This window comes from Pseudomonas sp. B16120, assembly GCF_044218845.1.
Lineage (GTDB): Bacteria > Pseudomonadota > Gammaproteobacteria > Pseudomonadales > Pseudomonadaceae > Aquipseudomonas > Aquipseudomonas paracarnis.
Window position 1 is genome coordinate 3,211,772 of record NZ_CP162588.1, and the last position, 13,251, is coordinate 3,225,022.

Consider the following 13,251-nt stretch of genomic DNA (forward strand, 5'->3'; position numbering starts at 1 on the left):
CCGCCTCATGGGCGGATGTGGTGCTGCGGGCTTATCGTTACATCTGGTCCTCGGCATAGATGGCTGCGCTGATGATCGCTCCACCCACCCGCCGCTTGCCGTAGCAGAGCGGAACCGGGTTGCCCGATGCCGTGGTGTTCTTGGCGCTGCCGAAGGCGTAGCCGGGTGTGTTCTCGGGCGCGGCGCTGGTCTTGAGTCCGCCAGCTTGGGGACTGAGCATTTGGATCACTCCGCCAGCGACAAGCCCGATACCCGCACCTATGAGCGGTGTGCCAAAAGGCGTGGCCGAGAAGATCACCCCGACCACGATTAGTATTGCACCGACAATCGTTTGAAGAATGCCGCCGCGCTTGCTGCCTACCACCACTGGGGCAATGCGAATGTCACCGGCACCGTTGTAGGTCAGCTCCTTTTCTCCGATGTTGCGCTTGTCGCGAAAGACTGCGAACTCAAGCCCGCGTGATTTTGCGTTCGACAGAAAGCGCTCGAAACCAGGGATCTGTACGCAAAGCGCCTTAATGGCTTCGGCGGGGGACTTTACGGCGAGCCTGAACGACTCCCCGAACTGCCGGAGCTGCCCGTGCAGGCGAATGGTTGTCAGTGGCTGGTAATTGATTGCTGAGGCCTGCATAGCTTTCTCCTGGCGTAAAAAAACCGCCCGGAGGCGGTTTCATGAATTTCGCTTTTCAGTTGTAGTCGACATAAGGGCCTATGTAGAAACCGCCTATATCGCCGCTGATCCTGTAGAGGCTTTCCTTTCCGGGTTGCACGGTGGCTGCGATGGTACGGATGGCCGCGCCAGCACATAGACCAGAACCTGCGAGACCCGCACCGAGGCTCGGTGAGCCAGGGGGAAGGAAGAAGGTAGCCCGTTGACCTGTACCTATTTTCGCCGCTTTGCGTCCATCTACATACACGACGATATCGCAGCCCGAGCCAACTGCGCCGGAGTCGCGCACAACCGTGACTTTTCCGCTTTCACCCGAGGGCTTTGACTGAAAGGCGTAAAGCTCATCGGACGGGACCGGCTTCGCATCCCTAACCGATATCGCCGATGAGGCACACCCCGCCAGCATCGCCACCAAAGAGAAAAAGACCGCAATCACGCTTGATTTTCGTAATAAAAATAGTGCTGTCATTTATTTCTTACCTTCACGCATAACGAAAACCACTTTTCTTTAAATTCGTTTACTGCGTTTTTTTGGTTGTCTTCAGTACTGAATGCAGATGTGCTGTACGCATCTTTAATGATCACTGCCCCTAGTTCATCAAGATCGGGTTCTCCTCCTGTGGCGACCTTCATCATTTCGGCCATAGGCATTTCGTCCTGACGATTCTTCATGATTGAACCGGCCATTTCAGAAAGAGTTTTACAATAGCTCAAAGTCTCGTCGGGGGGCTTCGCCGCTAACGCCACATCGTTGGACAGTGTCAACACAGCCAATGTCATCCCTGCTATCAAAATCCGCATGTTGCTCCCTCGTTGAGATATCACGAGACTTTATCATCCCTGAATTCATAGAATAAGCGCAACGCTTGAAACGAGAGGCAGAGAGCCAGCCACCGGTAGAATCCAGGCTCTCACACCGAAGGATTCAAGCGCAGATGACTACGCATTACCGGCAGCTGACTCAGGGACAACGTTACCAGATTGAGGCTGGCTTGAGCGCCGCAGAGAGCCAGGCGAGCATTGCAAAGCGGGTCGGCGTGCATCCCTCGACGATCAGTCGCGAGGTTCGCCGCAACAGCACCCAGAATATCTACAAGGCTGTTTCTGCGGCCCATGAAAGTGATGCTCGTCGAGCGGGTGCGCGCAAGTTTTGCAAGCCGGCGACATGGCTCAGCCATCATCTCCCGGTGTGGCTCAAGCATGGCATGAGTCCGGAGCAGATCGCCCAGCGGTTGAAGCAGGAGCAGCCAAGCCGGGCGGTCAGCCATGAGTGGATTTATCGGTTCATTGCCGCCGAACAGCGCGCCGGTGGTGAGCTTTATACCTATCTGCGACATCGCCGAAAGCGCTACCGGAAACGCTATGGAAGCCACGATCGGCGCGGGCAGCTGCGTAATCGCGTGTCAATCAGTGAACGCCCAGCCGAGGTCGAAAGCCGCGAGCGCCTGGGGGACTGGGAGGGCGATACGGTACATGGACTGGGCGGTAACCTGGTGACCCTGGTTGATCGCAAAAGCGGCTATCTGAGCGCCTATCCGGTCAAGCGCAGAACGCGCCGGCAGGTAACGCGGGCGATCAATCTGATGCTTCAGGGCCATGCCGCTCACACGCTGACGCTGGATAACGGAAGGGAGTTTGCCGGGCATGAACGCATCGCGCTACGGAGCCAGTGCCAGGTCTTTTTTGCAGACCCCTATTCATCCTGGCAACGTGGCACCAATGAAAACACCAACGGTCTGCTCCGCCAGTATTTCCCCAAGGGCAGCGACTTCAGCAAGCTGACCGTCGAAGCCGTCAATCGGACAGTAGCGAGGATCAATCTACGCCCGCGCAAGCGCTTGGGCTGGAAGACGCCGTACGAAGTGCATACAGGGGTGAGCGTTGCACTTATGTGTTGAATTCAGGATCAACGTCAGTGCAACACGAAAACTGCGCAAAAACTGGCTGAAGCCGGTTTAGATGAGCGCGACCGGTCAGATACAAGCTTTAGACAAGGCTTTCAAGTCTGTATTAATGGCGCCTCTCATCCCGTAGTAATTGATCTGGGTCTTGCCACCTTTCAGGATCACATCGGCAAAGATTTCCCCGCTCGACACGGTATTTCCTTCGTATTGATTTGGCTGTATCAGTACGCTAATCGGTTGGGCATACCAAGTGTAGTTCTGCCAGCTAAAAAGGATGCATCGCGAAACAGCATCAACAGTCTTAGTGGATGAAAAACTTACCTGGGGGCCATCCGCCCGGCGCTCTTCCAGCGTACTCGCGCACCCTGCCAGCATCGCCACCGCTACCGCCGCTATTAAAATCCGCATGTCGTTCCCTCTTTGGTTTGGCGGGACTGTAGCATTGAGGGGCAGATGCAAAAAGCCCAGCGCGGGGCTGGACTATTTTTGAGGCGGCTTTCGGCCAGAAGCAGTCATCCGCACAGAAGTATTTCCGACCCCAGATTGCGGGAGCATCAGCTGCAAACGGATTGGGGGGGCGTTTGACAGGTCGCCCCCACGCCTAATCCACAATGAACAACTTCGCCCCGATCGTAGTGAATGACCGATGTCCCTCAGCATTATTGCCCACCTGATAGCTCATGCCAGGCGTCAGTGTGAACTGACGACCATCTTCCAGTTCTGTATGCAACTGACCCTCCAGGCACAACAAGATGTGCCCCCTCCAACACCAGTGATCGGCCAGATATCCAGGGCTGTATTCGACCATCCGCACACGCTCTGAACCAAACTGGCAGGTACGCCAATAAGCTGTGCCTGTCTGACCGGGATGTGCCACCGGCTCTATCGTTGACCAATCGGTGGTACCAAATGGGATTGCAGTGAGATCCATTGTTGCCTCATTGAAATGCAATAAATTCAGACCGTATCATTCGAGCAATGGTGCCGATAGACACAGAAGGCCCGCATTTATGTAATACAGGCGCGGTGACAGAAACTGCCTTCACCCTGCCACTGGATAGCCATTCGGTGCTGCTATCGCGGGTAACTCATTGACCACTTTGGGTCGAAAGCTGACGCGCTATATGCTATCTCCTAGCTAGGCATCCAGCATGGATGGAATGCCAGTAACTCGCCTGACGATTGCCGTAGTAGCGTTGCGCCTTCAATTACCAAGGAATGGCCATGTCAGTCAGAAGTCTCGTGAAAAATCTACCAGCAGATCCGGATATGCCTGGATGGGTGCTGGGGTGGGCAGTGGGTCGTAATGATCCATGGACCTTTGTTGACATCTACGCCGACAAGAATGTCGCAGAGATCGAGGCTGAGCATCTAGGTGATGGCCACACTGTGAAGTATGGGTCGCACAGGCTAGGAACCGATGAGTTTATGGGTGGCGGCGAAGAGCCTAGATAGCGACTGCCTGCGCCAAGCCAAAATCAATTCTACCCGGACCAGATACAAGCGCAGCCTGAAGCCCTGACTTGCCATGGTAGCTGCGGCTGTAGCCGCCTTTGCTCTGGCACTTGCCGGAAAATTTCACGCGATCCATCTCGACACCGCCATCAAGAATGGCGACTTCGGCTTCAGCGCCGCAGATACCGCCACCGGTGAAGGTGAAGAGGTCATGAATGGTCAGCATGTAGCGGTGTATGATTTGCATGTGGCCCTCCGAGCTTAGATCATCGTCGTGGATAAAGAACTGTCTGCCACGCAGACATAAGGAACCTCGTGATGGACCCTCGATTTGTAGTTCAAAGAAACTTCCCGCGGTGCGATGACTACGATGAAAACTCATTCAATGGCCAGCTACACGAGCACGCGCTCTGGGCACAAGATGAATACTGGCTCTTAGAGTGGGCTCTCTACCAATTGGCCAAGGAAGAGGAAATCGACCCTCAGCTCTACTGGCAGGTGTTTCGCATCTTCAGCCACTGTTTCCTTTCATTTGGCTGCCACTTCGATCGGAATGACGGCTACAAGATACGTAACCTCAAGAGAGCACAGCTATACGACTGTCGGGAGAGATTCCAGGTGGTATTTGAGGGTTTTTTCTCAAGAAATATGCCTGAGCAAAACATCTTTGAAGAAGAGAACCCACTGCTGCTCACCCTCCATTAACTTGCTGAAGCGCCCCCTTCATATCAAATGATTCGTGCCGGTCTTTGTGTCTGAGGATCAGACGTGTCCGGTCATGCCAAGGCCCACCGTAGACGATGATCTCGGACGGCCTGCCGTACAGGTGGTGCAACAGGAACGGGCCAGGGCCGAATGCGCCCGATTCTTCACCTGGTAGCGACGGATCGGCGCCAAGGTAAATGCCAGCATGATTCGGGTGAACTGTCCGGCCAACCTGCATAACGATCATGTCGCCGCGCCGTGGGCGGTCGACGCGTACAAACCCCGCCGCCTCGTAGTGTTGCTCGTACAGGCTCGCGTTCTCCGCACTCTCCCACCAACCATCGGCGCGCTGGAACGCTTCGAACTCAAGGGCCCACTCACGCTGATACCAGTCAGCGCAGACCTGCCAGCAGTCCCATGCGCCGTGCACGAACGGACGCTTGAGCAGCGGCGTGCTGCCCGTCGGGGTGATCGTTCGCAGGTCGCCCTCGGGCCATGACAGGATGTGCCAGGGCAACGCCGTGGCTTCGCACATCGCCAGGTCGTGCGGCGACGGCCTGCTGGTGGCGTCCGGGTGGGAGTGAACGATGCCGATTACCTCGCCCAGGTCTTCCGCAGCGGCGTAGTCCTCGGGATCCAGGCGGAACTCTTCGTTCGGCTCTGTGGCGATGTTCTTGCAGGAGAAGTACTTCTGCGCGCGGCCCATGGCAAGCAACAAACCGCAGCACTCTCTCGGGTACTCGGCGGCAGCGTGCAACTGGATCGCCGCAACGATGTGCTTGCGCATGGTCAGCTCCGGGCTATCAGGGAAACGGCGGGAAATCCACCAAAGGACAGTTCGTTGTTCTCGCCGAAGCGCAACTTGCAGGACGACAAGCAGCCCTTGCACTGGTCCAGCGCTGGATCGTCCGTGGGATTGTCCTCGTCGTCGAACATGGCCGCACCGGTGTACCCGCAATCGGCCCCCCGGTAACCATTGGTCATGGCCCAGTGGCAGAACGTGGTCATCTGCCGGCCAGGCAGGCCATGGTTGTCGATCTCGCCCGGCGACGAAAGCTCCCAGACTACTACCTCGCCGTCTTCGCTGGTTTTCTGGTCGATGTACCAGATCTCCAGCGCCTCCTGAGTCGGGTCAGCAGTTGGGTTGCCCTCGGGGAAATTCGCTGCATCCAGGTACTGCGCCAGCGTCTCGCGCACCGTCAGCTTGAACTTCAGCATGTCCTCAAACGCCAGGCACAGGGCAGTCACTCGGCCATTGATATTGCCGGCGGCGAATGTCGGTCGAGCGGCCGTGCCGTCGCTGCTGGAGCTTATGCCTTCTATCTGCACCGGCCAGGCCGCGTACTCGGCACCCTGCCACCAAATCGACTTGGCCGGCAGATCCGCTTCCGAGCCTTCATACGCCAGCAGTTCCTCCGGCGTATGTGGGATAGCGTGACCGTGAAAGCGGAGGTAATCGGCTCCGTACTCGGTCCCGTCAATTTCGAACAGGCGAATTTCGCCGCCGGGCTCCAGCTTCTGGATGTCCGTGATCAGTGCCATGGGTAGGTCTCAGGGATGAAAGGTTTGTTCGAAGGTGGCGGTGATGGCGTAGACCTGGCCGCCGCGGTGCACTGGCTTGTAGCCGTTGCACTTGTAGAGTCCAAGCACGCCAAGGGGTGGCGTCCAGAGAAACGCCTTTGCCCCTTTGTGTTTGTCGAGGAACTTCCTGATCTCCAGGATTCGCACTGCCATACCGGTAAACGTCACCGGCCAGGATTCCGACTGATTGTTCAGGCCATCTTCGACCGATTGCTCATAACCATCGCCAAACTTCTTGGAGCGGACGCGCTGGGCAATATCGCCCTCCGCGCCCTTCTCCGTCGCCCAGGTGAATCGTTCGATAGCCATCAGCGCCCCTTGATTGCTTTGTTGATGACGCCGCCCTGGCGCATGTCCTTCGAGCGCAGCTCTTGATACTTCTGCTCTACAAAGGTCGCCAGTTTCTTGCCGAACAAGTCGTAGCCAGGTGCGTCTGCACTCGACGAGGCGTTGCCGTCGCCATCGATGTGCACCTCGACGTTGATCTGCGTGCCCCCAGATCCACCGCCGCCCATCGCCATAACGCCCAGCTTGCCGCTCGACGTCCGGGTCAGCGGCATGATCGCCTCTTCCCCGGCCTCACCCATGACACCGGTCTTGCCGTTGGCCATACCGAAAGCGGTGGGCTTGCTGACGATGGAGTTAGTGAAAGCTCCGCCATCAGCGAACATCTGTACGCCGCCCGACCAGGCGCCGCCATTGGCCTGGGTCACGCCAGACCAGCCCGCCAATACATCAGGGCTGTACCCTGCCGCTGTCGAGCCTGCTGACGTGGTAGCCCCGCCGCCGAAGTACGAGCCAGCGGCAGATATACCGAGCCCTACAAGTGAGCCGAGAAGCCCAGAGGCTGCTTGCCGAGTAGCAATGCGCGCCATGTCCGCCAGAATTGACTTGGTGAAGTCTGCAAACGAGAGCTTCCCAGTCATAGCGAAGTTGACGATTGAGTCCTCCATAGAGCTGAACGCATTGCCGAACAGGCTTTTGGTCTGCCCTGCGATGTTTTGTGCGGAATCCAGGTAGTTGGCCCAGGCCGAGGTAGCACCCTTCGTCCAGTCGCCTTGGGCTGCCTCCACATCCGCGTAGTTCTGCCGGATCTGGTCAGTGGCGGCCTTGTTCGCGTCGGCGAGCGCCTGCGACTTCCGTTTGAACTCTTCCTCCGACATGTTCCGCGACGGGTCGGATCGCTGGTTTTCCAGTTCCAGCGACTGTTGAGCAAACCTGTCTTGCTGGCTGTTCAACTGCCCACTCAGTGCATTCTGTCGGTCACCCTGGCCGACGCCAAATACGGCACGCTGCCCGGCAAGCTCCAAGGCCCGCTGTTGCTGCCCCAGCGCCTGCACGTACGAACTGATCGCCCGCTCCTGCTTGGCGAGTCGCCCCGTCTCGTTGGTAGCCAGCACTTCAAGCTGGCTATCAGCGTCCTTCTGCGCCTTGACCATCCCTGCGCGTGCGTCAGCGATCTTCTGGTCCAGCTGGATGCTTTGCGCAGCCGAGGTTGTCTTCTTGCCCTTGGCGGCTTCCAGTGCCGCAATTTCGGACTCGTAAGCCGCCGTCACTTGGTCGCGTTCGTTACCGATTAGCGCTTGGCGTCGAACCAGATAGTCAGCATCCGACACAAGCCCGGCCTTCTGCGCTGCGTCCAGTTCCTTCTGATAGTTTTTGTAGTCAGTCGCGATAGCTGCCAGGTTGTTCTTGGCGTTGTTGAAGCTGGTCAGATCAACCTGTGTGCCGGCGGCTTTAGGATCCTTGAACTTGTCGCTGATGTTGGCGATGTTCTTGTCGACCGTCGCCTGGGCCAGGCGCGGATCATTCGGCGCTACCTTGCGGATATCGTCGAGTTGTTTTTTATAGTCCTTGAGTGCATCGGCGCGTTTCTGCTCATTCGTCCACGAGGACTTGGTGAGAACGTCAACCTTTTGCATAGAGGTGATGGCGGCTTGTTGGGCATTTGCCTGATCGCCTTCCAGCTTTGCAATTTCAGCCTGTGCCGCCTTCTGGTCCTCAAGCATATTCAAGCGGTTTTGATAGAGATCAATCATCTCTTGCTTGTTTTGGAACAGACCTACGTCGCCGGACTGCGCACTTGCCAGGTCTCGGCGGGCCTGTTCGATATCGGCGCCGATGTCCGGGCGGCCGATGTTCTTGAGGCTGTCGGCGGCCCGTGCAACTGCGTTGTACCCTTTCTCCCAGAAGCTCAGATTCTCCAAAATCTTCGGAGTGCGCTCGTTAATCGCGTCGGCATAGGACTCGGTGGCGAGCTTTACGGCGCCGGCATGGTTTCCTTGTTGCTCCAGTGCTGCAATCTGGGAGTAAACCGAAGCAGTCAGGTAGTGATACTGCTCATTGAGTGCAGCGGATGCTTTCACTGGGTCTTCGGCCAGCTTGGAGAACTCGGAAACCGTCTCGCTCACCGCCTTGCCAGTAGCTTCCTGCATCGACACGGCGGCTTGGGTGATCCCGGTGAAACTCTCGCCTGCGATCTTGCCGTTGTCGGCCAGCATCGCCAGCACTGCGGCTGCTTGGCCGGTGGTGCCCACGGTTGCGCTGACCTGCCGCGCCATGTCGCCCAGTTGGCCGGCGCTGACGCCAGCGTAGTTGCCCGTGAGAATGAGCGACTTGTTGTAACTGTCCTGCTCTTCGCTACCCTTGTGATAGGCGTAGGCCAAGCCGCCCACTGCGGCAGTGGCCAGGGCCAGCGGCGCAAGTATGGCAAGCAACCCAGCCGCACCGGCACCAGCACCGGCGCCCAATTGAGCAACGGCACGCACGCCGCTGCCCCAGTCGCCCGACGATAGCGCGTTACCAAGCTGAACAACGTTTTCCTGAGCCTGGCGGGTACCGAGGCGAAGCTTATCGAAACCAGTGGTGGTTTTTTCGAGCTTGGCGTAGTCCTTGTCGATCTTGCCCAGGGCGCTGTTGTACTGGTCCTGGCTGATCCGGCCCTCGTCGAGGTGCTTGCCGAGCTGTTCGACCTGTGTGTCCAGCTTTGCCAGCGCCGCGCGAGCCGGGTCAATCGCCCCCAGCAGGCTGTTCAACGCCTTCTGCTCATCCATGGCTGACTTGGCCAGGGCGATCTGCTGCTTATCGAGCTGAGCCGATATCTTCGCCGCTTCGGCCTCGCCATAGGCGCCGGTCTTTGTCAGCTTCGCGAGAGCATCACGTTGCTTCGCCAGGTCCTGTGTGGTTTTGGCGCTGGTGGATAGCGACTTCTCCAGGGCCTGCATTTCGTTCATCAGCGAAACGGCGGACTGCTCGGCCCGGCCGCCGGCCTTCGCCATTTCATCTAGGCTCGTTTTGGCCTGGATTGCATCGGCCGAGTCGATTTTTATGCCGAGTTCAGAAATATTCACCGACTCACCCTGAATAATTGCCCGTAATCACGGGCTGTTTTCTCGCTCCTCCGCCATGACGCGCAGGGCTTCGCCTTCCAGGACTTGAAGGTCAGGGAAGATTTCAGCGAGTTTCTTTTTCTTGATGCCGAGGAACCCGGCTACGTCGCGGATGCTGCTGTAGTCGAGACCGATAACACCCCTGGCGCCTGCTCGCCACTGGGTGGACATGCGGTTGAACAAGAGGAAGGACGGCCAGTTGCAGGGCCAGACTTCGACCTCTTCCTCATCGAGGTCGGCAGCCGTCAGCCCGAGAGCAGCCAACTGCTCAGCAGATTGGCCGCTTGCGTACATCGCGCTGGCTGCCGCCTTCAGTTTCCCAGGCGAGCCTGACTGAACGCGCCCTGATAAGCGTTAACAACCGCTTCGGCGGTGCCGTAACAGGACTTAACAAGGGCGTTGATGCTTTTGTCGTCGAACTTGTCATCGAAACCCCAACCAACAACTAGATCCTTGATCTGCTGCACCTGAAGCTCGGTCTCGGCCGCGACGACATCGGACAAGGTGGTCGCTTCGCCGAAGGTCTCGCGCATCTCCTTTCCCTTTGCGCTCCAATCGTCGAACAGCGCGGCAAGCCCTGGGCGATCCCGATATTTGAAGGTGAACTCGATTTTCTCGGGCTCCTCGCCAACAATTGGAATCAGCACAAGTGCCTTAAATGTAGGGTTCTGGGCGATTCTGATCTTTGCCATGAGAACTCCTTATGCCCCGGCCAGGTAGCGAAGCGAGCGGGCCGAAAGCCCAATGCTGATGGTCCGCGTCATGACGTTGTTGCGCTCCATGGTCGGGTCAGGAGTGATACTCACATAGCCCGGATAGAGGATCTGATCGCCGTTGCGCAGCTTCATGCGGACCACCGCCAGTTCCTTAGTATCGTCATATCCTTCGACGGTTTCGACATACTGGGCCGTTGGCTGGTCCTCCACCACGATGGTGATGGTGGTGGGGTTACGGTTGGTTGGGAACTGCTTGTCGTCGTCATCTTCCAGGTAGCCGACAGTTTGATACTGCTGCTCGCCGCCGGAGGATGTGAACGATGTGACCTTCGAGATTTGCGTCCAGCCGGACACCGGGATCACCGAGCCAGCGCCTGCGCCCACGGTGTACTTGTCGACATTGGTGGTATTGAGACCAGCCAAAGCAAAAGCGTCGGCAGTAATGCCGGAAGCTTTTACAGCGCGGTCATTGATGAGTGCCCAGCCAGAATTGATCAGCAGGACGTCGCCGTTTTCAATGCTGTGCCCTACAGAGGCGGCGACAGGTGGCTTTGCATTGGTCAGGGCGGTGAAAGCGACGGCGGATCCCAAAACGCTGGCGATCTCCAGCACAGCACCGTTCGGCAGCGGGAAGCGTGCGGCCATGGTTTATTTCCTCTTGAGTGCCCGCCTGACGGCGGTAGGTTATGCCCCAGCGGGCAGTTGGTCTGCGACACCCAGATAGGTGAAGCTGGCCGGGACCGTGTAGGTCGCCGACTCGGTGATAGTTGGCCCCTGATCTACCGGCTCCGTGATCAATCCCTCGAACCCGTTGCGGGTCAGTGGCGTGTCGACGCGAAACAGACGGGTCAGTTCGTCAATGAGTGTCTCGGCGGTTGCCATAGCCTGTGCAGAGGGGCAGACGATGCTGATCTGGTAAACACCTGAGTACTCGTACGCCTCCCCGCCGAGATAGCGGCATGTGGTGCTGGCCGGCAGTTGGTAAGCCCGCAGATAGGTTTCAGATGAATTCGGTGTAAACGGTTGGTTCGGATAGGCCACTCGTATCGGGCGCGCAGCCGCCCATGCGGCCAGCTTAGTTTCGATGGCCTGACGGGCGCGTGCGTGACTCATACCTGGTTGTTCCTGATGGCTTCCAGCACGATCTGCTGGAAGCGAGCCACGGTTACCCGGACCATACCGCCGGGGGCCTGGGTCGAATGGCCGAACTCCAGCGGGATCGCGTAGGGCAAGTTGTTGATGATGTAGGCCATCTGGCCGGCGGTGAAGTCGCTCATTGCAGCAACCAGAGCCGCGATGGTTTCGGCGCCGCTCGGGTCTACCTCGTCAAAGGTGACGTTCTCGACCACGCCGAGCGAGATGTGCCAGTTCGCACGGAAACGACCACCGACATAGCCTCCAGGCGCCTTTATGTCCATGCCGTCGTTGAGCTTGCGGCCCTTCTTGAGCCTGCCGCCCTTCGTGAGGTTGGCCGGGTCGCTGCGCAACGCGCTGTTGTGATCGTCAACGGCCTTGTTGTACTGGGTCGCCACGGCGTTCTGCGCCCAGATCTCCGGGTTACCCACGGGAGACATGCGAATCAGGCTGCTGCCGACCTCGATGATGATCTCGCGCACACTGGCGTCGATGGCCTCACTTGTCTGAGCGGCGAACTCGGCCAGGCTCAGGGCGAAGCTGCCTGACTGGGTCGCCATGTCATTTCCTCAGTTGCACTGTCCACGTCGCATCAGCAGGGTCCGCGGACACGTTCATCACCCGCAGGCCGTTGACGATATCGCCAATGGCCGGAGAAGCCGGTACCGCTGTCGTCACACCGGCCTCAGACACGAACAGTTCGTTCTGCAGCACCAGCAGCTTTTTGTCGGTGGTTTGGATGAGGGAGCCGTCGATTTCCTTGGAGAGATAGCTGCCCAGAACGCCGCGCCCAGCATAGGTAACTGTGGTTTCCGGCGTTTCGCCGCCCAGGTCAGGGTCATACTCGCCCGCAACCTTGCGTACGCCCTCCACTGGCTTTACCGCGTCGGCCAAGCCCTCGGGGTCATCGAACGCCTCAGCCATTTCAGCCTGGATCTCTTCACGCATACCCATGATCAGATCCTTTTGAGCATCATCACGCCGGAGCGCTTGATCCAAGGCTCCAGCAGCGCTAGGGCGAAGTTCACACCCGCCGACTGATCAGTAGATCCGGCCACGTAGGTCTTGCTCACAGAGGTGCCGGACTGCGCCGAAACCGTCTTGCTCTGCACTTCCTTCTGCGTTGCCGTGTACACCTTGCCCGCTGCCGCCTCTTTGGCGACCTGGGCGCCGGCTGTTTTGATCTCGGTCGGAACCGGATCAGGAACAACCCGCTTGATCTTGGCCGTGAGCCAGGCGTTGGCCATGGTCACAGCAAGGACCGGATCACCGGTGCCGGCCCAGCCAGGACCCAGCGAAGCGTCAACATCGGCAACGGTGATGAAGTCGGTCATGTGCGTGTCCTTACTCCTTCGGCACCAAGGCCTGGAGGTCTTCTTTCAGTGCGGTGGATTCGAAGGCGATGTCTTTACTGGTGAGCCACTCTTTCAGCTCCGGCACCTTCATTTTCAGAGGGTCGGTTTCCGGGGCTTCCTGCTCCTTGCCGTCGGAAACTTTGATGCCGGCGGCCTGGTAAGCATCGAAGATATCCGGTGCATCGCCATCAACGACCACCTCGGTTGCGGAGCCGATGACGCCGAAAAACTCGCTCAGCAGGCGGTAGCACACGCCGCGCTCTTTGCCCGGCTTGTCCGTGTAGATCACTTTCATAAGTCACCTCAAAGCATCCCGGCGCCATACGGGCGCCAGGCTGTGTG

General features: G+C 58.2%; 20 protein-coding genes. 2 read left to right on the forward strand and 18 right to left on the reverse strand.

Annotated features, from left to right (window positions below):
* Positions 1 to 37 precede the first annotated feature (37 nt).
* From AB4P90_RS14915 to AB4P90_RS14925, 3 genes are read right to left on the reverse strand one after another with little or no spacing between them, the layout of a single operon-like run.
* Positions 38 to 631 (reverse strand): tail assembly protein, encoded by a 594-nt coding sequence (locus AB4P90_RS14915; RefSeq protein ID WP_201914998.1) that lies wholly within the window; start codon positions 629 to 631, stop codon positions 38 to 40.
* 55 nt (positions 632 to 686) lie between these two features.
* Entirely contained in the window at positions 687 to 1,139 is a 453-nt protein-coding gene (locus AB4P90_RS14920; protein WP_069868566.1) for a hypothetical protein, read from the reverse strand.
* Positions 1,136 to 1,471: a hypothetical protein gene (locus tag AB4P90_RS14925; protein WP_069868568.1), complete on the reverse strand. Its 336-nt coding sequence runs from the start codon at positions 1,469 to 1,471 to the stop codon at positions 1,136 to 1,138. The genes AB4P90_RS14920 and AB4P90_RS14925 overlap by 4 nt, the downstream gene beginning before the upstream one ends.
* Positions 1,472 to 1,605: 134 nt before the next feature.
* On the opposite strand from AB4P90_RS14925, the gene AB4P90_RS14930 reads away from it, so the two are divergent.
* On the forward strand, positions 1,606 to 2,568 hold the full coding sequence (locus AB4P90_RS14930; protein ID WP_004577240.1) for an IS30-like element ISPpu17 family transposase: 963 nt from the start codon (positions 1,606 to 1,608) through the stop codon (positions 2,566 to 2,568).
* 75 nt (positions 2,569 to 2,643) lie between these two features.
* Here the strand turns inward: AB4P90_RS14930 and AB4P90_RS14935 are convergent, their stop codons facing one another.
* From AB4P90_RS14935 to AB4P90_RS14945, 3 genes are all read right to left on the reverse strand, one after another.
* Positions 2,644 to 2,982: a hypothetical protein gene (locus AB4P90_RS14935; RefSeq protein WP_069868570.1), complete on the reverse strand. Its 339-nt coding sequence runs from the start codon at positions 2,980 to 2,982 to the stop codon at positions 2,644 to 2,646.
* Between the two features lie 193 nt (positions 2,983 to 3,175).
* Positions 3,176 to 3,505: a DHCW motif cupin fold protein gene (locus tag AB4P90_RS14940; protein ID WP_019816788.1), complete on the reverse strand. Its 330-nt coding sequence runs from the start codon at positions 3,503 to 3,505 to the stop codon at positions 3,176 to 3,178.
* A 516-nt stretch (positions 3,506 to 4,021) separates the two neighbouring features.
* Positions 4,022 to 4,276 carry a hypothetical protein gene (locus tag AB4P90_RS14945; protein WP_034135906.1) on the reverse strand — a complete coding sequence of 85 codons (255 nt, stop codon included), beginning with the start codon at positions 4,274 to 4,276 and terminating at the stop codon, positions 4,022 to 4,024.
* A gap of 71 nt (positions 4,277 to 4,347) precedes the next feature.
* On the opposite strand from AB4P90_RS14945, the gene AB4P90_RS14950 reads away from it, so the two are divergent.
* A complete protein-coding gene (locus tag AB4P90_RS14950; RefSeq protein ID WP_034135907.1) occupies positions 4,348 to 4,734 on the forward strand; it encodes an Imm41 family immunity protein in 387 nt (128 codons plus the stop codon).
* On the opposite strand, the gene AB4P90_RS14955 is transcribed toward AB4P90_RS14950, so the two are convergent.
* From AB4P90_RS14955 to AB4P90_RS15010, 12 genes are read right to left on the reverse strand one after another with little or no spacing between them, the layout of a single operon-like run.
* Positions 4,721 to 5,521 (reverse strand): C40 family peptidase, encoded by an 801-nt coding sequence (locus AB4P90_RS14955; protein ID WP_197865183.1) that lies wholly within the window; start codon positions 5,519 to 5,521, stop codon positions 4,721 to 4,723. The two genes, AB4P90_RS14950 and AB4P90_RS14955, sit on opposite strands and share 14 nt — an antisense overlap.
* 2 nt (positions 5,522 to 5,523) lie before the next feature.
* Entirely contained in the window at positions 5,524 to 6,276 is a 753-nt protein-coding gene (locus AB4P90_RS14960; protein WP_201914997.1) for a phage minor tail protein L, read from the reverse strand.
* Between the two features lie 9 nt (positions 6,277 to 6,285).
* Entirely contained in the window at positions 6,286 to 6,624 is a 339-nt protein-coding gene (locus AB4P90_RS14965) for a phage tail protein (protein WP_032880705.1), read from the reverse strand.
* Positions 6,624 to 9,665 carry a phage tail tape measure protein gene (locus AB4P90_RS14970; protein ID WP_395605079.1) on the reverse strand — a complete coding sequence of 1,014 codons (3,042 nt, stop codon included), beginning with the start codon at positions 9,663 to 9,665 and terminating at the stop codon, positions 6,624 to 6,626. The genes AB4P90_RS14965 and AB4P90_RS14970 overlap by 1 nt, the downstream gene beginning before the upstream one ends.
* A gap of 27 nt (positions 9,666 to 9,692) precedes the next feature.
* On the reverse strand, positions 9,693 to 9,998 hold the full coding sequence (locus tag AB4P90_RS14975; RefSeq protein ID WP_058410422.1) for a DUF1799 domain-containing protein: 306 nt from the start codon (positions 9,996 to 9,998) through the stop codon (positions 9,693 to 9,695).
* 17 nt (positions 9,999 to 10,015) lie between these two features.
* On the reverse strand, positions 10,016 to 10,396 hold the full coding sequence (locus tag AB4P90_RS14980) for a phage tail assembly chaperone (protein WP_058410421.1): 381 nt from the start codon (positions 10,394 to 10,396) through the stop codon (positions 10,016 to 10,018).
* 9 nt (positions 10,397 to 10,405) lie between these two features.
* A complete protein-coding gene (locus tag AB4P90_RS14985) occupies positions 10,406 to 11,065 on the reverse strand; it encodes a phage tail protein (protein ID WP_034135914.1) in 660 nt (219 codons plus the stop codon).
* Positions 11,066 to 11,104: 39 nt separating this feature from the next.
* Positions 11,105 to 11,533: a phage tail terminator-like protein gene (locus tag AB4P90_RS14990; protein ID WP_058410420.1), complete on the reverse strand. Its 429-nt coding sequence runs from the start codon at positions 11,531 to 11,533 to the stop codon at positions 11,105 to 11,107.
* The gene (locus AB4P90_RS14995) at positions 11,530 to 12,114 is read right to left on the reverse strand and encodes a hypothetical protein (RefSeq protein ID WP_197865180.1); all 585 of its coding nucleotides are present in this window, start codon (positions 12,112 to 12,114) and stop codon (positions 11,530 to 11,532) included. Before AB4P90_RS14995 ends, AB4P90_RS14990 begins: the two co-directional genes overlap by 4 nt.
* Position 12,115: 1 nt before the next feature.
* Entirely contained in the window at positions 12,116 to 12,508 is a 393-nt protein-coding gene (locus AB4P90_RS15000) for a hypothetical protein (RefSeq protein WP_201914995.1), read from the reverse strand.
* Positions 12,509 to 12,510: 2 nt separating this feature from the next.
* On the reverse strand, positions 12,511 to 12,888 hold the full coding sequence (locus AB4P90_RS15005) for a hypothetical protein (RefSeq protein WP_197865179.1): 378 nt from the start codon (positions 12,886 to 12,888) through the stop codon (positions 12,511 to 12,513).
* Positions 12,889 to 12,898: 10 nt separating this feature from the next.
* Positions 12,899 to 13,204, reverse strand: a complete 306-nt coding sequence (locus AB4P90_RS15010) for a HeH/LEM domain-containing protein (protein ID WP_197865178.1) — start codon at positions 13,202 to 13,204, stop codon at positions 12,899 to 12,901.
* Between the last annotated feature and the right edge of the window lie 47 nt (positions 13,205 to 13,251).